Origin of the sequence: Vibrio sp. Of7-15, from assembly GCF_022347565.1 — a bacterium.
Classification (GTDB): domain Bacteria; phylum Pseudomonadota; class Gammaproteobacteria; order Enterobacterales; family Vibrionaceae; genus NORP241.
This window is the reverse complement of sequence record NZ_JAKRGH010000016.1, coordinates 17,758-42,134: the sequence shown is the minus strand read 5'-3', so window position 1 is coordinate 42,134 and position 24,377 is coordinate 17,758. Positions and strand designations below refer to the sequence as shown.

The window sequence follows — 24,377 nt, the reverse complement described above, 5'->3', positions numbered from 1 at the left end:
GAAAGCCACTTAGGAACAACAGATAAACAGCAATGGATACTATTCATACTCTTTCAGAACTACTCAATAATGCGAACTGCCAATATCAAATTTACGATTTAGGCCGCCGTGTTCAGCCGATCGACAATCAACAGTTTGAATCCGTAGAGGCCAGCCAGCAGCCATACCCTTATCCATTGCAAAAACACGCACATTTAGCCATCGCTTTCTGGAACGATGTCGCCCAGCCTTGGGTGTGGTTCTTAAAACTGCCTCTTGATGAACGTAGCTTGCTAAAACAAGCCGATATGGGCAACTTCATTAAATTTGTTATTGAAGCAACGGGCCTAAGCCTGAATAAACAACCAACAGAAGAGCAGCAGCAAAAGTTAGCCAACAATCCTTATACATTTAAGCCTCAAGACGACAAGATGGCGATGTTTCACAGTCTATTGCGTGTCACGTTAAAACAACCAACCAGTCAGTATTACGAGCACACAATCCATTACCTAGAAGGTGGATTAGGTTGGAATAACTGGCAAACCGTAGGCCTACAAGGATTGGCCGATGTGTGCGCCCGTTTAAACGAACAACAAAATGGCGTGATCGTTCGTAAAGCATTAACCCAATTACCCACAGAACCTCTGTATGCGCTGTTAGGCTGTTTAGAACACAGTCACTTACCGACAAAACTAGCAGAGCGATTACTTGAATTCACAGAAGAAGAGTGTAAAAGCACAGATCCCGATTTATTCTTGATCTCTGCATTAATTAGAGCCTTATCAGGTGCAGAATCCACCTTATTAAAAAAAGCACTCACCGCCATTTTAGCCAGTGAGCGTTTAAGCCACCCAGAAGTGTTAATCGGTATTGCAGGAAGAAGCTGGCAAGCTCTGCAAGACACAACGCTAGCAAGCCAATACCTACTGCGTTTAGCTCAAACAGGTAACCAGTCCTTATTTAATCAACTGTTTGCAGATTTAGTGATGCAGCCAACATTGCGCTTAACCATGCTGCAAATTCTAAATAGTGAAGCCGATCCAGCCTTGCACAAGGCCATCGCGCAATTACAACAAAGCACAAAACAACAATAATCATTTAAGCCTGAGCCTCAACGCTCAGGCTATTTCATTGAAGGGAACCCGATGACAAACTTACTCGCCATACTTGCTCTTGCTTTCGTCGGCTATGGATTCTGGCAGCAAAATAAGCAAACTGAAGTCGCCAAAAAAGCCATTGCTCGCCATTGCAAACAACTCAATTTACAACTACTGAGTGTGGCCCGAGGCGAACATAAATTACGTTTACCTAATGGTAAAATAGGCTGGCATACCGTGTATTTATTTGAATTTTCTGCGACGGGTGAGGATTGCTATCAAGGACAATTGATTGTGAAAGGCTTCCGTTCAATGAAATTCATTCTACCACCTCACCACATGCCTGCCAATGAATCAGAAAGAGTCATTTACTGATCGGTTTATTGTATGTGTCCAGAAAAAGAATGGGCCCGATACACATACGCATATCGGGCCCTTAGTCTTACTCGCAGCAATCCGGCTACTGATGGTGCTCCCTGCATCATTCCATGATAGTTAGCTTTGATCCTTAAAGCTCAATCCTTTTTTCATCGCTATCCTAGCGGTGTCCTTGGCCTTCCTGACCCATTAATACATCCAGTATTAACTCTCTCGCTTGTTCCTTGAGCGGTGTCCTTTACTTCATCCTGAAGTTCGTTCCTTGCCTCTGTCCTAGAGGTGTCCATTGTCTTCCTTGCTAGTAACCATCCTAGTTACTATTGAATCCGTTCAATGTCCTTTGCTATCCATGCCGATAACTCATCCTGAATCACCGATGCCTCATCCTGAGACTAACCAAATCCGTGGTTAAGTTCCTGTTCCGTGTCAGCATCCTTCCGACACCAATAAGATTACGCTAGCTAAGATTTTCAGCAATAGATCTTGATCACAAAAGTGATTCACCTAAAAACACGAAAAAATCAATATCATTAAAAATCAATAACTTAAATGAACAAAAGCAAGTTTTTCACCGTACTAAAGCGTTTTATCTTACGTCCTGTGTAAGAGATCTCTCACAACATGATTCGTCAATGTACTCGAAAATCACCAACGTGAATAAAAAATCATCATAATATGAAATTTATGCAAAAGGGAAATTCACTTATCGACGGCTTAAGGCACACAAGCGCAGTTATAGAAAGAGATAAAGAAGTGGATAAAAAGAATGGGCCCGATACGCTCTCACGTCTCGGGCCCTTAGTCTTACTCGCAGCAATCCGGCTACTGATGGTGCTCCCTGCATCATTCCATGATAGTTAGCTTTAATCCTTAAAGCTCAATCCTTTTTTCATCGCTGTCCTAGCGGTGTCCTCGGCCTTCCTGACCCCTTCATCCTGAAGTTCGTTCCTTGCCTCTGTCCTAGAGGTGTCCATTGTCTTCCTTGCTAGTAACCATCCTAGTTACTATTGAGTCCGTTCAATGTCCTTTTGCTATCCATGCCGATCATTCATCCTGAATCACCGATGCCTCATCCTGAGACTAACCAAATCCGTGGTTAAGTTCCTGTTCCGTGTCAGCATCCTTCCGACACTTTTAAGATTACGCCAACCTGATTTTTCAGCAATAGTCTTTTATCACACTTTTCTGGCTCCAAAACACAGACAAAAGCCAATATTATTAAATATCAATGACTTAATTTTTATTGTGCGTATTATTGCTGACGATAAAGCGATTTTTCTTACATTCGTTGTGAGAGATCTCTTACAAGCTCTACAGGGTTTCTCTTTTTTCTTATCCTATACTTAACTCAATACTGGTAGTAATGGAGGTAGCATGGAAGTATTTGAGCATAATTTAGCTAATTTATTCAGTCAGTTAGGAATTAATGAAAAGGAAGTTCAGTTTATTGCCGAACATTCTTTAAAAGATGGACAGAAACTTACTGAAGCCCCTTTTTGGACACCAACCCAAAAACAGTTTTTAGCCGAAGCCCTAGCTGATGACGCGGATTGGTGTGAAGTTATTGATCAATTAGATATGATGCTCAGGGAATGATCACTAACTGAGCACACAATGAAAGACATAACCTCACAACTTGAACACGCAATAAGTACATTAGCGGCAGAAGGTAAAACCCCCACTGTCGCTCTTATTAAAGCCCGCCTTACCGCCCCAGCACCTATGCCTGCGATTATTACTGCCTTAAAAGCATGGAAAGCGGGTAATAAAGTACCCAAAATTGAAGTGACCACCGCCCCTAAAGATCATGAACAAAGAATCGAAGAGTTAGAACAACAAGTGAAAGCACTGACTGAGCGCCTTGCCGTACTTGAACAACAAGGAGCACAATAATGCATATTTGGGTTGATGCTGATGCTTGTCCGAAAGTCATCAAAGAAACACTATTTCGTGCTGCCACTCGAACAGGGTTTGATTTAACTCTGGTCGCTAATCACAATATTCCAGTTCCTAGCGCAGCCAATATTCGATCTTTAAGAGTAGAGTCTGGGTTCGATGTGGCTGATGATGAAATAGTCCAGCGCGTAAACACAGGAGACCTAGTCATCACTGCCGATATTCCGTTGGCCTCTGAGGTCATTGATAAAGGCGCACAAGCTCTCAACCCTCGTGGTGAGCTCTATACGCCAGAAACGATTAAAGCCCGCTTAAACATTCGTGACTTTATGGATACGTTAAGATCAAGCGGAATTCAAACAGGTGGCCCAAGCGCACTATCACAAACCGATCGCCGTGAATTTGCTAACCAGCTCGATCGCATTTTAGCCAAGGCAAAGCGTTAATCCGAAAATAAAATGAGGGCCAGTTTTTCAAGAACTACTGGCCACTATTGTTACTGAAAATCCCAAGACAGATTAGACACAATTCGGCAATCGTCACATTTAAAATGGAATAAACCATGCAATGGTTCATCTTGTCGCCATTGTTGACTGCCACATTTAGGACAACTGCGTTGCTGCTCTTGCTCTAAACTTTCCCCACCCACACGATACAAATAGTAGTAGGTCGGCACTTTGGTAATGTATTCGATTCGGCCTCGTAAATCCCAGCCTCGGCGGAAAAGGTCACTATGAATATCAGCAATTTCTTTTAAGGCAGAGTGCTTCGCTTCACAACCGTCGGTCATCTGAATCTCATCACACGCTTGCCATTCTGTTTGCCACTTCACAACCGCTTTATGATCGCCGTTTAACGTCGGGCCATTTCGATACAGCGGAATAGGCATCAGCGTATCACCGCTGCGTAATGGCGAGCAGGTATGAACAAAGGTGGTATAAATCACCTGCCAGCTTGGCGTACTGTCTTCGGCAGATTCTTCCGAGTTTAAATCGCGCCCCAGTAATCGAACCTTGGGAGCCAACAACTTTGCGTCTGACAAGCGATTAAAATGGGCATTCACAGAGTCAGAATGAAAGTCAGGATGTAAACTGTCTTGCTCAGGGCACACTGCCCGAACCCGAAACTCCCCTTCCCCCATGATAATAGGAAACTCACGCCCTAACACTTGGCCGTTGTAGCGCAATGCGTCCATCAAGCCATTAATGGCACTGTCTACCGCGCTAACCGTCGTATTATCGAAACACTCAAACTGCAATTCAATTACGTACATTACTCAACCACTGGCGTTAATTTAGCTAAGAACTCACTTACGTTAGCAGCAAGCACAGTACGCTTCTTGGTGCCTAGTTTTTCTAAAATGACTTCACCACTTAAATTACAAATAGACACCACATCCAGTTCAGCATCTGTCGCGGCAATAAATACGGTTGGTTTTAATTTTAAACGACGCTGTGTAACCAGATGACCAATAATGTTTTCCTGCAAGCGGGTAAAGTCATCATCACTCCACACTTGTAATAAGGTAATTGTATTTCCTTCCCACTCACCTTGCATATCTGCGCTATATTGGCTGCCGTAAAAAGCCTTACTGTCTTCATGTAAAAGCAATTCCATGCCCTGCTCTACATTTTCAAAATCCGCAAACTCATTGCGAGCAACCGGCTGCCAAATCACACAACTGTCATTCTCTTTGGTCACGCAAGACGAAGGTAAATCAACCATGTCTTCACTCATCGGCAACGTATCGTGTTTTTGTTGCCAAGCCTCAACATAACGTTGGCTAAACTCAGCTAATGCCTGAGCAGCAAGATGATTCATTGATTTTCTCCTATTGGTGACACTATCATTATGATTCAGTAAACTTAGGCTATTCTAATCTAATTTAATCAAATTCAATATGAGCAAATACTCTGGCGCAAAAGAGCTGGCGGGGTTAACCCTCGGTCAAAAAACAGACTACAAAGATCAATATGACGCAAGCCTTCTACACCCTGTACCACGTAGCTTAAACCGTGATGATCTTGAACTTGGTGACTCACTGCCTTTTCACGGCGTAGATATTTGGACTCTCTATGAACTGTCTTGGTTAAATAACAAAGGTCTACCGCAAGTGGCTGTCGCAGAAGTGACCTTACCCGCTACAAGCCCAAACTTAATTGAATCAAAGTCGTTTAAGCTGTACTTAAATAGCTTTAACCAAACACGCTTTGACTCATGGCAGCAAGTAGAAGAAACACTGCAAAAAGACTTGTCACAGTGTGCTGGAGAAAGTGTTAGCGTCACCGTCAATTCAGTAACGGCTTATGATAACCAACCTATTGTAGGCATGGCGGGTGAGTGTATTGACGATCAAGATATTGAAATCACAAGTTATGACTTTGACCCAAGTTTATTAGAAGGGGCAAAAGAAGACACTGTTGTCACCGAAGCCCTGCACAGCCACTTATTAAAGTCGAACTGTTTGATCACCAGTCAACCAGATTGGGGCAGCGTCGAGATCCAATACACGGGCCACCAAATCAACCGTGAAAAATTATTGCGCTACCTGATTTCTTTCCGCCAGCATAATGAATTTCACGAGCAATGTGTCGAGCGTATTTTTACCGACATCATGAAATATTGCCAACCAACTACATTAACTGTGTATGCTCGCTATACTCGCCGTGGTGGATTAGACATCAACCCATACCGCTCTAGCGAACAAACTCAGCCAGCAAACAACTTTCGTTTAGCTCGCCAATAAGAGCAATAACCTCTTCAAGTCCAGTAAGTTTCATTCCCAGCGAACTTGTTGGACTTTGGTTATAACACAGATATTATGAACAACTCTTAGTTAGGCTATCACTACAAATATGATGAAACTTGTGATTCGATCTCTCTGCATCGGTTTACTCTTTTGGCTCACCCCTGTAGCCGCAAAGATTTATACCGCCCCTATTCTTGCTGAAGCTCACCAGCTGCTGGAGACCAACCCAGAGCAAGCGCGTATTATCGCAGAACGTTTCTTATCACAACGTCGCCTTAGTGCACCTAAAGGCTCCTCCAGTGTTCATATTAATGATGAAACAGACCGAGCCATTCGAACCCCAATGAACACCATTGATGCCTTACAAATCCAGGCACAAGCACTTAGCCTGCTCAACGCTCCAAGAGCAGCCTTACAAGCCATTAAAGAAGCGGAGCTCATCGCCAAAAATAACTCTCTGACTTATACCTATTTAGAGTCAAAATTAATCCGCTCACAAATTTTATGGCAACAGACTCGAAATACACCTCTTTCACAAGCTTTGCTCGATGAGATAGCAAAAGACCTCACAACAATGCCCCCTTCGGCTGATCTCAGTGGTGATCTGTATTTTCGTTTAGCTCTGCTCAATGCTGAACTGCAATCAGCCCAAAACAATGCCGCTCAAGCCATTGCCTTTTATAAACAGGCTCAAAACTATTTAGCCAACGACAATACGCCAGCCAACACCATTCAATATCACCTGTCGTTTGGTCAGCACTATCTGGATCATAAACAATACGACCAAGCCCTAACTGAATTATTGGCAGCCTATTGGCGGTCAGTATCAGAAGACAACAGTGGCCTACTGGCTAAAGCCAATTTCCAACTGGCAAAACTCTTTTTCCAACGTCAAGTTTTGGATAAATCCATCGAGCACGCTTCACAGGCCGCCGAGTTTTATGGTCGTTTCAACTACAACCAAAATCTGGCTGACATTCTTAACCTGATGGCCGAAATTTACTTCAAGCAAGGGCGCTACAACTTGGCCTTAGTCCACTACTTCAACGTATTAGACCAAGAAAAAGACCAGCAAGACTTAAGTAAAGTGATTCAGCTGCGACTGGACATCTCCAAAACCTATTTAAACCTATATAACTACACCTTAAGCGATCAGTACTTAAAGCAGGCCAAGCGTTTAGTCAGTTATACACAAATAAAGCCCTTACAAGCCCGAACTCTGTTACTAGAAGCAGAACTCTTACTCACTCAAGATCTGACACACGACGCCATTACCAATATTCAAAGCGCCTTAACCATCGCCCAGCATATAGAAAGAAACGACATCAAGATGGAAGGAGAGAAACTGCTTTCTTTAGCGTATGAGCTATCAGAAGAGTTTAAGCTGTCGCTGCAAGCACAGCGCCGATATGAACAGCTGTTTGATTCAAAACAAGCTAGGCAAAATGAAATCAATGAAGATGTTTTTCGCCAGCAAAAAGAAATTATTGAAAAAACGCTGCACTACCAAGGTCTAGAACAGCAATTAAAAGATGGCCAGAAAGAATTTAGGAAAATGCAAAAGGTGGCGTTTGCGCTATTCTGTCTGTTAATTCTGATCAGCGCCATCTCATTTCGTCGTGGTAGGCTCAACAACCGTTTAAACCGCAATTTCGATAAACTGCGTCACGACTTTTACACTCATCCAAGAAGTGGTTTGCGGAATTTACGGCTGCTCACAGCACGTTTGCCATCATCGCTACAACAAAGCAGTGCTCATTTTGAACAATGGCACTTAGGTGAGCTGATTAATGAACCCCTGAGTGACCGCCTCCGCTTTGCGCTCATCGATGTGCCATTTTTACGCCATGTTTATCTTCACCACGGCTACCAAGAAGGCCTGGCTCTTGAAAAGGAATTTGGGGAGTACTTAAAACAACACATCCAGAAACCTTCTCGGTTATATCATTTTTCCGATGCGGCGTTTCTATATATTGAACCTAACTCCAATCCTAATAAAGATCCGCAACAATTGGCGGATATGATTCAATCAATCATTGATAATTTTTCTCTAGAACGTACATTAGATAGACGTATACGTACAGGCATTACTGAATACCCGTTTTTACCAAGAGCGTATACCGCCATTAATGACCGAGAGTTAATTGATATTTTATTAATGGCCACTCACTTTGCTCGTCAAATCAGCAAAAGTGAACCAGGCAGTCACTGGGTACACTTAAGTGCAATAGAAAGTGCCCCAGCCGCCAGTTTTGCAACCGACAATATCCGTCTGGCTTGCCAGCAAGCAATAAACCAAGGTTTAGTGAAAGTACAAACTTCAAGTGATGATGACATTAATTGGAGCGACGATCACGAATCAGTCAGAAATATGGCGTCAAATGATTAACACTTGAGCTTTTTGCTTGCTATTACTCTACTCGTAATAATAAATTTGTTATTATTACCAGTTACTCATCAATGTTATTGATTATTTTGAATTGTTGTACAGCAGGAGTTGCTAGTCTAATCTTATGAGTGAAGTTGCAATGGTTGCAGCTGAATTTAGTCAGCTGAAACAACAATTAGATCAAGCCCGCTTAACTCACAGAGATACCACATTAAAATCTCGACGTGAGACAATTATCTTAAAACGATTAATTTCACGTTTAAGTATTGCTTGCCGTGGTCAAAACGCAGAATTAGATCAAAAGCTTACTCTACTTCGTAATGATTTAGAACATAATAAAGATGTTTCTAAGCTTATTCCGCGTTTGGCCGTCGTAGAACGTATGGTTATCAGGCATACCGCACAAATGGACAAATATCACGCAAGGCTAAATGAACAAATCAGGAACAGTGGCGAAACGCTCCAACGAATGAGTGGCCTTCCTGCCCAGTTAAAACGCGATCTGCGTAATCTGCTGCAACGCCCAATCGTAGACAGCAGTGATAACATTAGTCGAGTAATTCGTTTAGTTGACTTGTATGAACGTGCCGTAAAGTTAATTTCAACCAATGGTCATGAAGGCACACTGCTAAAAGACAGTCTAGATACCGACATGCAAATGCAGCTCACCAATGAACTGCAACACCTCATTACTGAGCTTGATTTTGACAGTGAATCAGGAGAAAGCCTGCTCGATATCCGAAACCGCTTACTGCTGGGTGTCGATGCTCAAACCCTAATTGAATTGGCACTTGAAACTCTTCGACTGGTTTTAGATGGTACTCACCACGAGCGCCGTTCATCACAAAAATTTCTTGATCAAGTAAACAGTGATCTCGCCACCTTACAAAAAACCACCAATCAAAGCTTCAGCCAAGGTAACTCCTACTTTGATCAGCGGCGCGATATGACCAGTGAGTTTGAAGGCATAGCGAATAAAGTCAATGCTGGGCTAGAGGGCCATGCTAACTTAGAAGACTGGCGAAAAGGCCTTAGCCATTTACATGCCGAGATGAGCTCTTTGGTGGATCGTCAGCGAGCAATGGAAGCACGCGAGCAAACGCTGCTTGAGCAACTGCAATACAACGAAAACAAGATCTCTGTTTTGTACGAGCAAACGCTGGACTATCGCCGTCGTTTGAATGATCAGGAAAAAAGAATGTTCCTTGATCACTTAACCAAGGTGTATAACCGTGCAGCCCTAACGGATCGCCTAGAGCATGAATACAAACGTTGGCTACGCTACCAACACCCATTATGCCTAGCTATGATTGATATTGACCACTTTAAAGACGTTAATGACAGCTTTGGGCACCTTGCAGGAGATAAAGCCCTCAAGGTAATGGCAAAGACCATCCAAAAGCAGTTGCGAGATACTGACTTCATCGCCCGTTTTGGTGGGGAAGAGTTTGTGGTTCTGTTACCTGACGCCACTGAAGAAGAACGCTCTTCTATCCTTCAATCCATCAACGATGCGGTCGGCGAGCTGCCTTTCAAATTTAAAGACAGCCAAGTCAGTATTACGGTGTCCATCGGGGCTACTTTATTTACGGAAAGCGATACCCCTAATGATGTGATTGAGAGAGCAGATAAAGCCTTGTACCACGCTAAAGACAGTGGCCGAAACCAGCTGATCTGGATCTAACATTAATGTCATTAATATCACATTGAATCGAGGCGAAAACTAGCGAAAACTGAATTTGCTGTGTATGGTGAAATAACAGACTGATTTTAAAGGGGCTCCATGCTCCTTTACTTTCCAACGTCAAGGAGGTCACCATGATCACACACATAAGTCCCGCTGGCAGTATGGATCTTCTCTCTCAACTGGAAGTAGAACAACTAAAACACACCGCCTCCAGTGATTTATATCGCCTCTACCGCAACTGTTCACTTGCGGTGCTAAACTCCGGCAGCCACTCAGACAACTCAAAAGAACTTCTCGAAAAATATAAATCTTTTGATGTTAGCGTCATGCGCCGTGAGCGCGGCATTAAACTCGAATTAATAAACCCACCGAGCCACGCTTTTGTTGACGGTACAATTATCAAAGGCATTCAAGAGCATATGTTTTCAGTACTGCGCGATATTGTGTACGTCAATATGCAGCTTGAAGACAAAGCCAAACTCAATTTAACCAACACCACCCACATTACCAATTTAGTTTTTAGTATTCTTCGTAACGCCAGATCATTGCACCCAGGATCCGATCCTAACCTAGTGGTTTGCTGGGGCGGCCATTCAATTAACTCTATAGAATATCAATACACTCGAGAAGTCGGCCATGAACTAGGCCTCCGTGAACTGAATATCTGTACTGGCTGTGGACCAGGTGCCATGGAAGGGCCAATGAAAGGGGCTGCCATTGGTCATGCCAAACAACGCTATACCGACAGCCGATTCTTTGGTTTAACCGAGCCTTCAATTATTGCAGCTGAGCCGCCAAACCCCATCGTTAATGAACTGGTTATCATGCCTGACATTGAAAAACGGCTCGAAGCCTTCGTGCGCTTGGCTCACGGCATCGTTATTTTCCCCGGTGGCGCAGGTACTGCCGAGGAGCTACTTTATATTCTTGGCATCATGATGCACCCAGAAAATAAATCGCAACCTATGCCTATTGTTCTGACGGGCCCAAAAGAGAGTGAGGCCTACTTCAAGTCCATCGACCAATTCATCGGCGATACATTAGGACCAGAAGCACAACAGCACTACACCATTGTGATTGACGATTATGAAAAAGCGGCACAAATTGTGAAGCAATCCATGACTGAAGTTCGGGAACACCGTAAATCAACTGGCGATGCCTACAGCTTTAACTGGTCACTCAAGATATCCCCTGAGTTCCAACTACCTTTTGATCCCACGCACGAATCAATGAGCAATTTAGATTTACATCTAAACCAAAGCCCTGAAAGCTTAGCCGCCAATTTACGCTGTGCTTTCTCAGGCATCGTGGCTGGTAATGTCAAAGCAGAAGGGATTCGAGAGATTGAGCGCAATGGCCCCTTTAAAATCAATGGTGACGCCGACTTAATGAAGAAGATGGACAAGTTACTGAAAGACTTTGTGGATCAAAAACGCATGAAGTTACCTGGAACCCAATATATCCCATGTTATGAGATCATCACCAACGGAAACTAATTGATACTCCCGCCTCTCCCCCAGTACAATAAAGCTCAGATAATTCAGTTCTCTGAGCTTTTTTCTTTCACTGGCAAACAAATACCAAACTATGTCTCTACACCTTGTTGTTATCGATGCACTAAATCTGATCCGCCGCATTCATGCTGTTCAAAAAGATGAATCGGATATTGAGCAAACTCGTAGAGTGTGTTTACAAGCGCTCAAAAAAATCATCAAACAAAGCCAACCAAGCCATATTATTGCGGTTTTTGATAACCATGAGCAGAATCGAGGCTGGCGTGCAGAGCTACTGCCAAGCTATAAAGAAGGCCGAAAGCCAATGCCAGAGGCACTCGCCAAAAACATGGACAGCATACAAGATGCCATGTGGGAGATAGGGGTTGATTCGTTGATCTGTGCTGAAGATGAAGCCGACGATTTGATCGCCACCATTGCCATGAAAGTCGCTTCTCGCAATGAACAAGTCACCATCGTATCGACAGATAAAGGTTACTGCCAATTATTAAATCCGACTCTGCGCATCCGTGACTACTTTCAACAACGTTGGTTAGACATGCCGTTTGTAGAAAAAGAGTATGGTATTAAACCGGAACAACTTCCTGATTATTGGGGCTTAGCAGGCATCAGCTCAAGTAAAATTTCAGGGATTCCTGGTGTAGGGCCCAAAGCCGCTGTCGAAATTTTAAGCCAATATGAAGACATTGAAACGGCCTATAACGCCGACGATCTTGCTCCTAAATATAGAAAAAAGATGGATGAGCACATCGAAATAGCAAGAATCAGCAAGCAAATCTCCGCCCTAAAAACGGACATTCCATTAGGCTTCAACTTGCAAGACATTCGCTACGATAGACAAGCCTCTTAACTGTTACTCTTCTAGAAAAAGAAACAAGATACAAAAACGCCAAGGCTTGATACCTTGGCGTTGTTATTTATCTATTACGAAACATCAAAAAATCAATGTGGAGAGATGTTGCTTAGGCTACGTAAATGAACCGTAATTTCTTCACGATCATGGTAAAGGTGTTTTGCCTGTAACGTGAATTTCACACCATTTTGAGCAAGAAACTCTTTTAAGTTTTCAATATCTTGAAGCACCTCATCGTAACGGCCTTTCATTGGCAGCTTCAGGTTAAAAATGGCTTCTTTCGCCCAACCTTTAACAATCCACTCGCCCATCAAGTGTGCCACACGTGCTGGCTTTTCAATCATGTCACACACAATCCAAGTGACGTTTTTACGTGGTGGCTCAAACTTGAACCCATCCACTTCGTGATGTTTCACTTGGCCAGTGTTCATCAAGCTTTCAGCCATTTGTCCATTATCGATAGAGTGAACAAACATAGAGCGCTTAACCAGCTGATACGTCCAACCACCTGGACATGCACCTAAATCAACACCCCACATACCCGCAGCTAAACGTTCATCCCACTCTTCACGCGGAATAAATACATGGAAAGCTTCTTCCAATTTCAACGTTGAGCGGCTTGGTGCGTCTGATGGGAATTTTAAACGAGGGATCCCCATAAAGAATGGTGAATTATTGCTTGTTAAAGAATACCCAATAAAACACGATCCCGGCTCAGTAAAACACACATGCAACACTGGCTTTTTCGGGCTGTCTTTGCTGTATAAAATACCTTTGCCACGCAATGCTTGGCGCAGTGGCACAGTAAACTTACGGCAGAATTTTAGTAGCTCTTTGGCTTCGTTAGTGTCTGGGGTTTCAATACGAATATCACCACAACGAGGCAGCGCTTCAATGTCAGCCAGCTCATTCAAAATCGGTGAAATACGATCTTCTGAAGGCAAGTCAGTAAATTGAGCCGCAACCAAGATCATTTGACGAGAGAAAATCAACTCAGAGAATTTTACCTCTTTGGTGAATTTTACTGCGTCTGAATCTTGATAAAACTCAAACAGAACATAGCCTGTATTACGTTTAGTGCGTGGAAAACCATACACTTCTAATTTATTGGCTTTGTCCTGAATTTCTCCGGCACACTCTTTTTCAAAGCCCGGACGACAATACAACAAAACTTGCTTCACTTTGTAACCTCAGGTAAACGCCAAGCAGCTACAGCAAGAGCTACCCAACCGATAATAAAACATAAACCACCCAATGGAGTCACTGGGCCAAACCATTTAATCCCTGTTAATGCCAGCGCATAGAGGCTGCCACTAAAGCAAACAATACCCAGGGTAAAAAATAGTGCGGCGTATGATACCGCTTTTGACGGACAAATGCGCAATAAGATCCCGCATCCCAGCAATGCCAGTGAATGCCACGCCTGATATTGAACACCAGTACCAAATACATCAAGGAGATAAGGCGATAACTGACTTTTTAAGCCATGTGCAGCAAACGCACCTAAAATAATGCTCACGGCCCCACTTAGGCTCGCAATCAATAAAATCGTGCGACTAGCTAGCATCGACCTGCTCCCAAATAAACGCCGATAACTGAGTAATCACCTGCTGGCGGTTTTGTTCTTCGGTGTAGCCCGACGCTTTACGCGGTTTAAAGCTGTGATCGCCATCTGGTACATACTGCACCCTAACAGCCTTTGAAAAAGCATAACCTTCGACTTCTTCACGCTTACCAAATGTGTCACGCTCACCTTGTAAGATTAGGCTTGGCTTTTCCAACTCTGCAAGATGCTCACCTTTGAACTTATCCAGTTTACCCGGTGGGTGAAAAGGAAAACCTAAACAGGCCAGCGCCAATACGTTGGCTTCATTGGCAATAATACTGGCCATTCGACCTCCCATGGACTTCCCACCTATTACGAGCTTATCTTGAGAAAAAGCCTCAATGTGACGTAAAAAATCATCCGTCAGTTTAGGCTGACGATCTGGCGGACGCTTTTTGCCATCTTCGGCGCGTTTAACCATATAAGGGAAATTAAAACGCACGACCTTAATGCCCGTCTTAGCCAACCCTGTTGCAATGGCCGTCATGAATTCATGATCCATTCCGGCACCAGCACCATGAGCAAACAGAAACGTAACTTTGGCATCATCTGGGCCATCGACCAAATATTCATTCATTGTTCTATTTTCCACTGTTATTCTGCCCCAGAGTTATTGCTGTAACTTTCTTGTTCACTGGCGGCTTTTGCCAGTACCCAATCACGAAAAGCAGCGATTCGACCGGTATCCGCTTGCTTTTCACTGCACACTAAATAAAACGCGTTTTTACTCACGAGCATTTCATCAAACGGACAGATCAAGCGCCCAGCATCCAGCTCCGGTTGCGCCAGTACATTGTTACCCAATGCGACGCCCTGACCGTGTGCTGCCGCTTGCAGTACCATCGCTGAGTGGCTAAAAATCGGCCCTTGGTTAACATTGACCCCTTCCACTTCGTGTTTGCGCACGTAGCTCTTCCAATCTTTACGAGAAGTATCATGCAAAAGGGTATGCAGTTTCAGATCACCAATGGTTTCTAAAGGTTTTGAACCCGTTAACAGTTGCGGTGAACACACTGGGATCAAACATTCTTGGTATAACTTATCGGCTCTGAGACCCGGCCAATTGCCCCGGCCATAATAAATGGCGACGTCCACATCATCGGTTAATGAGCCCTCATCCAAATCCACCGCTTTAATACGCACATCAATATCTGGCTCTTGGGTATTAAAATCCGCTAAACGCGGCACCAACCATTGAATCGCAAAACTTGGGGGTAAACTGATCGTTAATGCCCCTTTGGCACTGCGCTCTAAAACTTTATCTGTGGCTTCCGCAAGCGAAGAAAAAATATCTTTAATATCGAGAAAGTAGCTTTGCCCTTCTTCTGTTAACAACAAAGAGCGATTACGACGACGAAATAACTTCAAGCCAAGAAACTCTTCTAACGCTTTAATTTGGTGGCTGACCGCCGCCTGAGTAACAAATAATTCTTCTGCGGCACGAGTGAAACTTAAATGGCGTGCTGCTGCTTCAAAAACTTTTAAAGAATTTAATGGGGGTAATCTTCTGGACATAAAAGCTCACTATCTGAACCATTAGTTTTTTTAATGGGCAACATTATAAATTGTCCGTTGCTCAACTACCAGATAAAACCTATAGTGCCCCGGCAACGCAAGCTTGAACGGTTGATTTCCCTCTATTGGTTTATCAGCAGCTTGGTCGTTGCGATGTTGTGTTTGCATATTACTCGGTTATCCGAGTTGGTAGATTTCTACCATTAACTTCCTGTATTTTTTGACCCTGTCTGTCAAAAGTATTTTTGTTAGCACTGTACCCCAATACAGTGCTATTTTTTTATCTCACCCTTTTTAACAATCAATACTTGCTCTTCATTCTATTTATCCGCATGATCCGGCTCGAATAACGCCAATACATCAACAGTGACTAATTCTATGACTTCTCAAAAGACCACGTTTACGATTGATTCCGTTCGCAGCCAGTTTCCGGCTTTAAGCCAACAGGTAAATCAACAGCCACTGGCTTATTTTGATAGTGCAGCGACCACTCAAAAGCCTTTAGCGGTCATAAATGCAATCCGTGATTATTACAGTGGTCATAACGCGAACGTTCATCGTGGCAGTCATAGCTTAACCGCCACGGCCACCAGCCAGTTTGAAGCCGCTCGTAGCCGTGTAAAAAACTTCATTAATGCCAAAGATGAAAAAGAGATCATTTGGACACGTGGCGCCACAGAGGCTCTCAACCTCATTGCTCAAACTTATGCGCGTAACACACTACAGGCAGGCGATGAAATCTTAGTCAGTGAATTAGAGCATCACGCGAACATTGTCCCGTGGCAAATCGTTGCAGAACAAACTGGGGCAAAAGTCGTCAAAATTCCAATGACACCAGATTGCCAACTGGACATGGCAGCCTACCAAGATCTGCTTAGTCAAAAGACCAAAATCGTTGCTGTAGCGCATGTCACCAACGTAACTGGCACCCTATTACCCATTGACTCCATCATTGAGCAAGCGCATCACGTTGGCGCGGTGGTCGTGGTTGATGGCGCACAAGGCATTGTTCATCACACTATTGATGTACAAACATTAAATGCCGACTTTTACGTTTTTTCTGGCCACAAGCTGTATGCTCCTGCTGGCATCGGCGTGCTTTATGGTAAACAAGCCTTACTCGAAGCCATGCCACCTTGGCACGGTGGAGGAAAGATGGTGGAAAAAGTCTCTTTTGAAGGCACGACCTTTTCGACTCTGCCAGGCAAGTTTGAAGCAGGTACACCCAACGTGGCAGGAGCCATTGCATTAGCGACTGCCATAGATTGGATCACGCAATTTGAACAAGCTGAAGTCGAAGCACATATTCATGCCTTACGTGATTATGCGGTTGAACAAATTAAAGATCTCGACGATATCCGCTTTATTGGCTTGCAGCCTAATGCCAGCTTATTTTCGTTTGTAATAGACGGTGTACACCACCAAGATATTGCCACCTTACTCGATCAACAAGGGGTTGCCGTACGCTCCGGTCATCACTGTGCACACCCATTATTGGATGCTCTGAAGCTAAAAGGCACCATTCGAGTCTCTTTCGCCTTGTATAATACAAAACAAGATGTTGATCGTTTCATTACCGCTCTGCACAAAGCGTGTGAGCTGCTGTAACTCTTCAACCAAGCAAACTTATTTACGAGATATGATGTCATGACGGACTTTCCATCAAGCCCTTTTGGTACCGAAATTCATGCAGACCACGTTGTTGCTTTAATGCAAAACAGCAATGGTTGGGAAGACAGATACCGCCACGTAATTCAATTAGGGAAAAAGCTCCCAACCATGCCTGAGGAGCTAAAACAAGAACAAGTGATGGTTGCTGGTTGTGAAAGCCAAGTCTGGCTACAGCATCAACAACATGACGAGCAATTTTTCTTTTGTGCCGACTCTGACGCACGCATTGTGCGCGGCCTGATTGCTTTAGTGATGGCGGCCTTTAACGGCAAAACAAAACAAGAAATTCAACAATTTGATATTGATGGCTACTTTGAGCAGCTGGGGCTGATTGCACATTTAAGCCCGTCTCGTGGTAATGGACTAAAAGCCATTGTGGAAACCATTAAGACCATTACACAATAAACCCTGCGTTATGATCTGCCCATAAACACTGTTTCTATTCCAAGAAAAAAGGAGCTCGCCCTTTTCGGTTAGCTCCTCTCATGTTTCGACTTTACGCCAGCTTACTATCACATCTGCTTATTCAAGCATGTACTATTTTTTATGCTTAGCAATCAACTTTTCAACAATGCGAGACACAGCCACAAAACCAAAAGTTGCCGTTACCACCGTAGCGGCACCAAAGCCGCTCGCACAATCCATTCGCTTTGGCCCTTCCGCTGTGGATTTAGTGCCGCATACTGAACCATCCGCTTGTGGGTATTTCAATTGCTCGGTGGAAAACACACAATCAATACCAAATTTACGCTGTGGATTTTTACTGAAATTATGAAAACGACGAAGGGTATCTTTCAGCTTTTTCGCTAACGGATCTTGAATGGTTTTCGCTAAATCCGTGATTTTAATTTGAGTTGGATCAACCTGACCACCCGCACCACCTGTAGTGATAACCTTAATTTTATTGCTTTTACAATAAGCCAGCAGCGCCGCTTTTGGCTTCATGCTATCAATAGCGTCTAACACATAGTCAAAACGCTTATCAATGTACTCTGCGATGTTGTCAGGAGTAATAAAATCATCAATTAAGTTAACTTTACACTCTGGGTTAATCAGCTTTACACGCTCTGCCATCACTTCAATTTTGCTCTGACCGACAGTGCCTGTCATGGCGTGGATTTGGCGGTTAATGTTAGTCACACACACATCATCCATATCAATCAATGTCAGCTCACCCACACCAGTTCGTGCCAAAGCTTCAACGGCCCATGAACCTACACCACCAATGCCAATCACACACACATGGGCAGCACGAAGAATTTCCACTTCACTGTTACCATATAAACGACGAGTGCCACCAAAACGTTGGTCGTAGTTCTCCGATGCTGGAGTTGTAAGTTCACGCATAACTGTGCCTTTTAGAAAGCAAATACAAAAAGAGTGCGTTTTATACGCACTCTGAGCTGAATTGTCTAGTGCTCTCAATAAGCGCTATTTTTCTGTGGCTTCAGGTAATACCCAAGGCGCTTGAGTTGGGGTATTTTGCAAACCTAGCTTCCACACTCGACCAAAGTGCTTGTAGTGGCCAGCGTCTGTACCCGCTTTTGCCCCCATGCCATGGTATAAGTCTAGGTGATTTTCTTTTACTGCACCGCCGGTATCTAACGCCAGCAGAAGCTTTAACACGTGCTGACCTGTCCAGTTACCTTCTTTATCTAACTGTGGCACTTCCGCCAACAAAGGTGTTCCCATCGGTAATAACGAGCGATCTGCCGCAACAGAACCACCAGCTAACAATGGAATGCCTGCCGTTCCGGTTACCGGATCTGCGGAGCGAGGAGTAAAAAATACATAAGATGGGTTTTGCTCCAATAATTCTCGTACTGTCGCTTCATCTTGCTGAGACACCCAATCTTGAATGGCCTTTAGTGACATTTTCTCACGCGGCACTTCCCCACGCTCAATCAAGACCTTACCAATGCTGACATACGCATGACCATTTTTACCACCATAGGCAAAATACTCCAGCTTATCGTCATCCCCAAAATGGACAAAGCCGCTGCCTTGTACTTCCATGATAAACGGGTCAATCATATTGGCGACATAACCTAGCTCTAGATCTTGACCTTCTAAAGCGCCAGCGTTTATGGCGGCACGATCTGGGCAACGCCCTTCACAAGTGGGTTTGGAATATAACGGGTAACGATAGGTTTCATCTTTGGTGTGGCGCGCTTCGATCACAGGAGAAAAGTAACCTGTGAATAGCACATTACCGTTACGATCGCCGCCACCCATTTGTGCAAATTCAATCCCATAATTGCCCATCGTCGTGGTATCACCACTTTCTCGGGCCCATTTTCTTAATTGCACATACAACTCTTTATAACGATTAGCCATCGATGGCGAACGTTCTAATACTTGCTGGCTCTGTTGATAAAAAACACTAAAGTCAGAAGGCTTATCAGATTTGATCACCGCGGTTTCATTTAAGTTGGCTTCAAAACTGCCATCCAAATATTGCTGACCACGATCGGTAGGTTGGGCACACCCAGCTAAGCCAAGAATGGCACACGCCACTGCAAGTTTACGAAACACAAATATCGCCTGTAATTAATAAGTCACTGTGCCAAGAAGCATGACAAACTCGGCCTAGAATCGCAAACCCTGAATTGTTAGTAAAAGGTCAACATTACATCTATTGCATTAATAAATTGAAATAGCTCTCAGAGTATAATTAGTGTCACAAAAGCGTCACATGCGACATATATTTATAAAGCACAGATCATATTAACGTCATAAAAATGAAAAGAACGGAGTTACTGCCATGGACGCTGAATTAAAAGTAGGTAAAGAAACCTTACTTAATATTAATTCTCTTGAATACGAATGGATTCGAGGGCTCAGTAAAGATGGAAACCCACCAGAAGAAATCAATAAAGTGATACAACGTTGCTTAGGTGGCAATACAACCGTTGCTAATACAATGCGGCAAGTGGCAATAAAACAATGCTCGGTGCATGAATTATTGCCACTGTTAAATCAGCGATGAAGCTTGCCTACTCACGAACAAATTTCGAACGATAATGGGCAGGCTCTTCACGTAGTAAAATTCGATTATCAAGGTCATCAATAACATAACGATATCGAACCTCACCTTGCTGATACGTTAGCTCATGGCCGTCGAATTCAAAATCGGTACTAATGAGTCGCCCTTCCGTGCGAATTCCTTCTTTACTTACAATGAACATATCGGCCGCGTATTTCGGCACCCCCTGCTCCACCCAAGTGCCGTAAATGTCACTGGGTGGTGGTGGGCTAAAATAGCCACTTTTAATCATTGCGGTTGTCGCAGCCCCAACAATGCCAACGGCAATCACGGAAAGTAACGCGATCGTGCGAAAGCGCTTTTGCTGAATATTTTTTTCTTGCTTCGTTTTGTCGTCCATAAGGCCCAAAAGACGGTTACTGTTTGACGATACTATACTTTATCCTAGTTCATCCTTATCCAGAACACGAAAAAACTTGAACCAGAACCTAACTATTGCACAAATAAAAATAATTAGTCACTATAAGTGGATAATTATTTAAATGGACATTAATAGTGAAATTACGTAGTACCGCTTTAGTTAAGGGATTTCGTCAGTCTGCCCCTTACGTTAATGCCCATAGAGGCAAAACCGCTGTCATCATGCTAGGTGGTGAAGCCATTGCTGATCAAAACTTCGCTAACATCGTCAACGACATCGCTTTGCTTAATAGCCTAGGGATGCGCATTGTGATTGTTTACGGCGCTCGCCCGCAAATCAGTCATATTCTCAACACTCATGATTACACAACCCCTTATCACAAAGGCACACGTGTCACCGATGAATATGCCTTAGAGCTCGTAAAACAAGCCGCTGGCCAATTACAGCTCGACATTACTGCTCGTTTATCCATGAGCCTGAATAATACCCCGATGGCAGGCACACAAATTAATGTCATCAGCGGTAATTTTGTCATCGCCCAACCGCTCGGGGTCGATGAAGGCGTGGATTACTGCCACAGCGGTCGCATTCGCCGTATTGATATTGAAGGTATCAACCGAATGCTGGATCAACAATCCATTGTACTGCTTGGCCCTATTGCTAGTTCAGTGACAGGCGAATGTTTTAATTTATTATCAGAAGAAGTGGCCACTCAATTAGCCATTCGACTGAGTGCCGATAAACTCATTGGCTTTTGCTCAGAACAAGGGGTCGTTAACGAACATGGCCAGATCGCCGCTGAACTTTTGCCAAGTGAAGCCAATAAAATTCTTCATCGTCTAGAACGCGATTTGGATCCGAACGATGGCAACACCACGGGCACCATGCGCTTTTTACGAGGAGCGGTGACGGCTTGCCGAGCTGGTGTACCACGTAGCCACTTAATCAGCTACAAAGAAGATGGCGCTTTAATTCAAGAACTATTTTCGTTTGATGGTATTGGTACTCAGGTCGTCATGGCCAGCGCTGAACAAGTACGTAAAGCTGACATTGATGATATTGGCGGTATTTTAGACCTTATTCGGCCGCTAGAAGAAGAAGGGATTCTCGTTCGTCGTTCTCGTGAGCAACTTGAACAAGAGATCAAACAGTTCACCATTATTGAGAAAGATGGCTTAGTCATTGGCTGTGCGGCACTTTATCCATACCCAGAAGACAGAATGGCCGAGATGGCCTGTGTTGCCGTGCACACTGACTACCGCGATGGCGATCGGGGTGTTTTGCTGCTGAACCACTTACGACAGCAAATTCGTGAGCAGGGGCTACGCCAGTTATTCGTTCTTACTACCCGCAGCTTGCATTGGTTCAGAGAGCAAGGTTTCTATGAAGTGAATGTTTCACAGTTGCCGATGGAAAAACAAGACTTATACAACTTGCAGCGTCGCTCAAAAATCTTGGTGCTGGATGTATAAACTTCTCAGGAAAAGCTGAATACTTATGCCCATAAAAATGCCAGCTGATCTCATCATAGAGCGCTGGCACTTTTATTTTTTTACAAATAACGTGGTCAAATCTGCTCAACCACGTTAGCTCTGTTAACTGAGTAGTACCCCTAAACCGCTTGCTCGCTCGGTTTTCACTTGAACACTTCGAGCGACGACAGGCTGAGTACCAAATAAATCTAACTGCTTTTTCGCCCTCGTGATCCCGGTATAAATCAGCTCACGAGTTAATAGCGGTGAAAAATCTTGAGGCAATGCCATTACCGTGTGTTCAAACTCTGATCCTTGGGACTTATGAATCGTCATGGCATACGCGGTTTCATGCTCTGGTAAACGGCTTGGTAATACCCCACGAATGGAGCCATCAGGCATATCAAAATAAACCCGTAGACGCTGCTCAATGGGATCTCGCATCGCAATACCAATATCGCCATTGTATAACTCCAAGCCATGATCATTACGGGTGATCATAATAGGCCGGCCGACATACCACAGCTCTTCATTTGGGCTTATCAGGTTATCTCGAATCAACGCTCTTTCAATACGCTGATTTAACCCGGAAACACCAAAATCTCCTTCTCTGAGCGCGCACAATAACCGTACTTTAGAAAAAGCATTCAACACCACTTTCGGTTCATCATTGGCACTAATGTGGCCTAAATAACTGCGATAGCCATTGACCATCATGCGAATCATACTCTGGTAATGATCACTACTGAATTCATGAAAGCGTATATCGCTAAACCCTTTACCCCAGACTTGTTCTACTTGATAACGATTACCCGCATTGACCGCTTTTGCCAACTGTCCAATACCAGAACGAGCATCAAAACGGTAACTTTTACGCAGAATACATAAGCTATCCGCCACTGCACTTGGCAAGCTTAATAGATTTTGATGACTAAGTTGATAACCCGTTAATTTCGATAACTGCGTCGCTTGGGTTTCGCTGTAACCATGATCGGCAAACGAACAAATGTCCCCCAATACCGCGCCCGCTTCTACCGAGGCGAGCTGATCCCTATCTCCCAACAGTACCAAACGAGCATGATTTGGCATGGCATCAAGCAGTCGGGCCATCATAGGCAAATCAACCATGGAAGCCTCATCCACCACCAAGATATCAAGGTGAAGTGGATTCTCTCGGTTATGGCGAAAATCCACTTGATTTGGAATCGAGCCTAACAAGCGATGAATCGTACTGGATTGAGTTGGGATTAACGCCTTAATCTCAGGATCTACCGCTAACGAATTAACAGCCTGACCAATGGATTCTGTCAGACGCGCAGCCGCCTTACCTGTTGGAGCCACCAGCTGAATTGTCGGCACTTGTTGCTGCTCTTGCGCCTGAATGACTAAAGCCGCTAATAGCTTAGTTACCGTGGTGGTTTTACCTGTACCTGGCCCACCCGATATCACGGAAAAACGACGAGTAAGTGCCACCGCCGCTGCCACTTTTTGCCAGTTCAAACATGCTGAGTTAGGAATAAGCTGATTCAAAACCGCAAGATCAGCAACACGAGTTGCCGTTGTTAGCACTTGCTCAATAGAGCCCCAATCCAAACGTTCGGGCGCAACCACATCCAGCATGTCACACACAAGCTGCTGGCGATCTTGTTGAGTAAGGGGCTGTTTTTTCTCCGCTTGCTTTAAAGCATCAAATAAAAACGTATAACTGCGGGCAAACAGCTCATCGAGAACCTGACTCATGATAGCAGCTGGCTCAATCGAAGATGCCGCTTGTTTTAACTTACTGGCGACCAGCTGCTCAAAGTTCCAATAGCGGTGAAGATATAATCTGCCGCCTTCAAGTACCAACGGCGTGGCTTGCCCGCCAGTAGACACCACAGGCATGCACTCAAGCTCTTGCAACCAATGTTCAGGAGCACTCAGCTCTGATGTCAGAGTACTCGAAACACGAGCAGGCAAACCAAATAAGCGCTCAGGATCCAATTCATTCAGCAATACGCACACATGGCCGCGCCCCAGCTCAAAACTGGCCAGAGCCCCCATCAGAGCTGCGAGTGAGGCTTGGTTTTGTTCTACACGGCTGGCCACAAAAGTTGCAAACTGGTAATCAAGCTGACGAATCACCCCTTGTTTTGCAAACTCTTGTAAGCGCTCAAGAATTGGC

The 24,377-nt window shown here is 44.1% G+C and carries 24 protein-coding genes; 14 read left to right on the top strand and 10 right to left on the bottom strand.

Annotated features, from left to right (window positions below; translation table 11 throughout):
- The first annotated feature begins 32 nt into the window (after positions 1 to 32).
- The 5 genes from MHO82_RS16040 (at position 33) to MHO82_RS16020 (ending at position 3,796) form a co-directional block, all read left to right on the top strand.
- Entirely contained in the window at positions 33 to 1,073 is a 1,041-nt protein-coding gene (locus tag MHO82_RS16040) for a DUF3549 family protein (protein WP_239185261.1), read from the top strand.
- 51 nt (positions 1,074 to 1,124) lie between these two features.
- A complete protein-coding gene (locus MHO82_RS16035) occupies positions 1,125 to 1,451 on the top strand; it encodes a DUF3301 domain-containing protein (protein ID WP_239185259.1) in 327 nt (108 codons plus the stop codon).
- Between the two features lie 1,377 nt (positions 1,452 to 2,828).
- A complete protein-coding gene (locus tag MHO82_RS16030; RefSeq protein ID WP_239185257.1) occupies positions 2,829 to 3,050 on the top strand; it encodes a DUF2789 family protein in 222 nt (73 codons plus the stop codon).
- A gap of 18 nt (positions 3,051 to 3,068) precedes the next feature.
- Positions 3,069 to 3,347 carry a hypothetical protein gene (locus MHO82_RS16025; RefSeq protein WP_239185255.1) on the top strand — a complete coding sequence of 93 codons (279 nt, stop codon included), beginning with the start codon at positions 3,069 to 3,071 and terminating at the stop codon, positions 3,345 to 3,347.
- Positions 3,347 to 3,796, top strand: coding sequence for a YaiI/YqxD family protein (locus MHO82_RS16020; protein ID WP_239185253.1), 450 nt, complete (start codon positions 3,347 to 3,349; stop codon positions 3,794 to 3,796). The genes MHO82_RS16025 and MHO82_RS16020 overlap by 1 nt, the downstream gene beginning before the upstream one ends.
- A 50-nt stretch (positions 3,797 to 3,846) precedes the next feature.
- Here MHO82_RS16020 and MHO82_RS16015 read toward each other — a convergent pair whose 3' ends face one another.
- The gene (locus tag MHO82_RS16015) at positions 3,847 to 4,623 is read right to left on the bottom strand and encodes a Zn-ribbon-containing protein (RefSeq protein WP_239185251.1); all 777 of its coding nucleotides are present in this window, start codon (positions 4,621 to 4,623) and stop codon (positions 3,847 to 3,849) included.
- Positions 4,623 to 5,171, bottom strand: coding sequence for a SecY-interacting protein (gene syd / locus MHO82_RS16010; protein ID WP_239185249.1), 549 nt, complete (start codon positions 5,169 to 5,171; stop codon positions 4,623 to 4,625). Before syd ends, MHO82_RS16015 begins: the two co-directional genes overlap by 1 nt.
- Before the next feature lie 79 nt (positions 5,172 to 5,250).
- On the opposite strand from syd, the gene queF reads away from it, so the two are divergent.
- The 5 genes from queF to xni all read left to right on the top strand — a co-directional run bounded on the left by queF (position 5,251) and on the right by xni (position 12,539).
- Positions 5,251 to 6,096: an NADPH-dependent 7-cyano-7-deazaguanine reductase QueF gene (queF, locus tag MHO82_RS16005; protein ID WP_239185247.1), complete on the top strand. Its 846-nt coding sequence runs from the start codon at positions 5,251 to 5,253 to the stop codon at positions 6,094 to 6,096.
- A gap of 112 nt (positions 6,097 to 6,208) precedes the next feature.
- Positions 6,209 to 8,488: a GGDEF domain-containing protein gene (locus MHO82_RS16000; protein WP_239185472.1), complete on the top strand. Its 2,280-nt coding sequence runs from the start codon at positions 6,209 to 6,211 to the stop codon at positions 8,486 to 8,488.
- Positions 8,489 to 8,612: 124 nt separating this feature from the next.
- Positions 8,613 to 10,172, top strand: a complete 1,560-nt coding sequence (locus MHO82_RS15995; protein WP_239185245.1) for a GGDEF domain-containing protein — start codon at positions 8,613 to 8,615, stop codon at positions 10,170 to 10,172.
- 134 nt (positions 10,173 to 10,306) lie between these two features.
- Positions 10,307 to 11,671 (top strand): nucleotide 5'-monophosphate nucleosidase PpnN, encoded by a 1,365-nt coding sequence (ppnN, locus tag MHO82_RS15990; RefSeq protein ID WP_239185243.1) that lies wholly within the window; start codon positions 10,307 to 10,309, stop codon positions 11,669 to 11,671.
- 91 nt (positions 11,672 to 11,762) lie between these two features.
- A complete protein-coding gene (xni, locus tag MHO82_RS15985; RefSeq protein WP_239185241.1) occupies positions 11,763 to 12,539 on the top strand; it encodes a flap endonuclease Xni in 777 nt (258 codons plus the stop codon).
- Positions 12,540 to 12,631: 92 nt separating this feature from the next.
- Here the strand turns inward: xni and rlmM are convergent, their stop codons facing one another.
- Genes rlmM through MHO82_RS15965 form a run of 4 tightly spaced genes read right to left on the bottom strand, consistent with a single transcriptional unit; the run spans position 12,632 to position 15,663 of the window.
- Entirely contained in the window at positions 12,632 to 13,723 is a 1,092-nt protein-coding gene (gene rlmM, locus MHO82_RS15980; RefSeq protein WP_239185239.1) for a 23S rRNA (cytidine(2498)-2'-O)-methyltransferase RlmM, read from the bottom strand.
- On the bottom strand, positions 13,720 to 14,109 hold the full coding sequence (locus MHO82_RS15975) for a DUF423 domain-containing protein (RefSeq protein WP_239185237.1): 390 nt from the start codon (positions 14,107 to 14,109) through the stop codon (positions 13,720 to 13,722). The genes rlmM and MHO82_RS15975 overlap by 4 nt, the downstream gene beginning before the upstream one ends.
- Positions 14,099 to 14,725 (bottom strand): alpha/beta family hydrolase, encoded by a 627-nt coding sequence (locus tag MHO82_RS15970; protein WP_239185235.1) that lies wholly within the window; start codon positions 14,723 to 14,725, stop codon positions 14,099 to 14,101. Before MHO82_RS15970 ends, MHO82_RS15975 begins: the two co-directional genes overlap by 11 nt.
- Positions 14,726 to 14,742: 17 nt before the next feature.
- Positions 14,743 to 15,663 (bottom strand): transcriptional regulator GcvA, encoded by a 921-nt coding sequence (locus tag MHO82_RS15965; protein ID WP_239185233.1) that lies wholly within the window; start codon positions 15,661 to 15,663, stop codon positions 14,743 to 14,745.
- 378 nt (positions 15,664 to 16,041) lie between these two features.
- On the opposite strand from MHO82_RS15965, the gene csdA reads away from it, so the two are divergent.
- Both csdA and csdE read left to right on the top strand, forming a co-directional pair.
- Positions 16,042 to 17,271 (top strand): cysteine desulfurase CsdA, encoded by a 1,230-nt coding sequence (gene csdA, locus MHO82_RS15960; RefSeq protein ID WP_239185231.1) that lies wholly within the window; start codon positions 16,042 to 16,044, stop codon positions 17,269 to 17,271.
- Positions 17,272 to 17,310: 39 nt separating this feature from the next.
- On the top strand, positions 17,311 to 17,739 hold the full coding sequence (gene csdE / locus MHO82_RS15955; protein ID WP_239185229.1) for a cysteine desulfurase sulfur acceptor subunit CsdE: 429 nt from the start codon (positions 17,311 to 17,313) through the stop codon (positions 17,737 to 17,739).
- A gap of 132 nt (positions 17,740 to 17,871) precedes the next feature.
- Here the strand turns inward: csdE and tcdA are convergent, their stop codons facing one another.
- Positions 17,872 to 18,681, bottom strand: coding sequence for a tRNA cyclic N6-threonylcarbamoyladenosine(37) synthase TcdA (gene tcdA / locus MHO82_RS15950; protein ID WP_239185227.1), 810 nt, complete (start codon positions 18,679 to 18,681; stop codon positions 17,872 to 17,874).
- 84 nt (positions 18,682 to 18,765) lie between these two features.
- On the bottom strand, positions 18,766 to 19,869 hold the full coding sequence (gene mltA / locus MHO82_RS15945; protein ID WP_239185225.1) for a murein transglycosylase A: 1,104 nt from the start codon (positions 19,867 to 19,869) through the stop codon (positions 18,766 to 18,768).
- Positions 19,870 to 20,098: 229 nt separating this feature from the next.
- Here mltA and MHO82_RS15940 point away from each other — a divergent pair, with 229 nt between their 5' ends.
- Entirely contained in the window at positions 20,099 to 20,323 is a 225-nt protein-coding gene (locus tag MHO82_RS15940) for a hypothetical protein (RefSeq protein WP_239185223.1), read from the top strand.
- Positions 20,324 to 20,330: 7 nt separating this feature from the next.
- On the opposite strand, the gene MHO82_RS15935 is transcribed toward MHO82_RS15940, so the two are convergent.
- Entirely contained in the window at positions 20,331 to 20,720 is a 390-nt protein-coding gene (locus MHO82_RS15935) for a DUF2850 domain-containing protein (RefSeq protein ID WP_239185221.1), read from the bottom strand.
- A 155-nt stretch (positions 20,721 to 20,875) separates the two neighbouring features.
- Between MHO82_RS15935 and argA the strand changes: the two genes are divergently transcribed.
- A complete protein-coding gene (gene argA, locus MHO82_RS15930; protein ID WP_239185219.1) occupies positions 20,876 to 22,213 on the top strand; it encodes an amino-acid N-acetyltransferase in 1,338 nt (445 codons plus the stop codon).
- A gap of 123 nt (positions 22,214 to 22,336) precedes the next feature.
- On the opposite strand, the gene recD is transcribed toward argA, so the two are convergent.
- Positions 22,337 to 24,373, bottom strand: a complete 2,037-nt coding sequence (gene recD, locus MHO82_RS15925) for an exodeoxyribonuclease V subunit alpha (protein WP_239185470.1) — start codon at positions 24,371 to 24,373, stop codon at positions 22,337 to 22,339.
- Positions 24,374 to 24,377 lie beyond the last annotated feature (4 nt).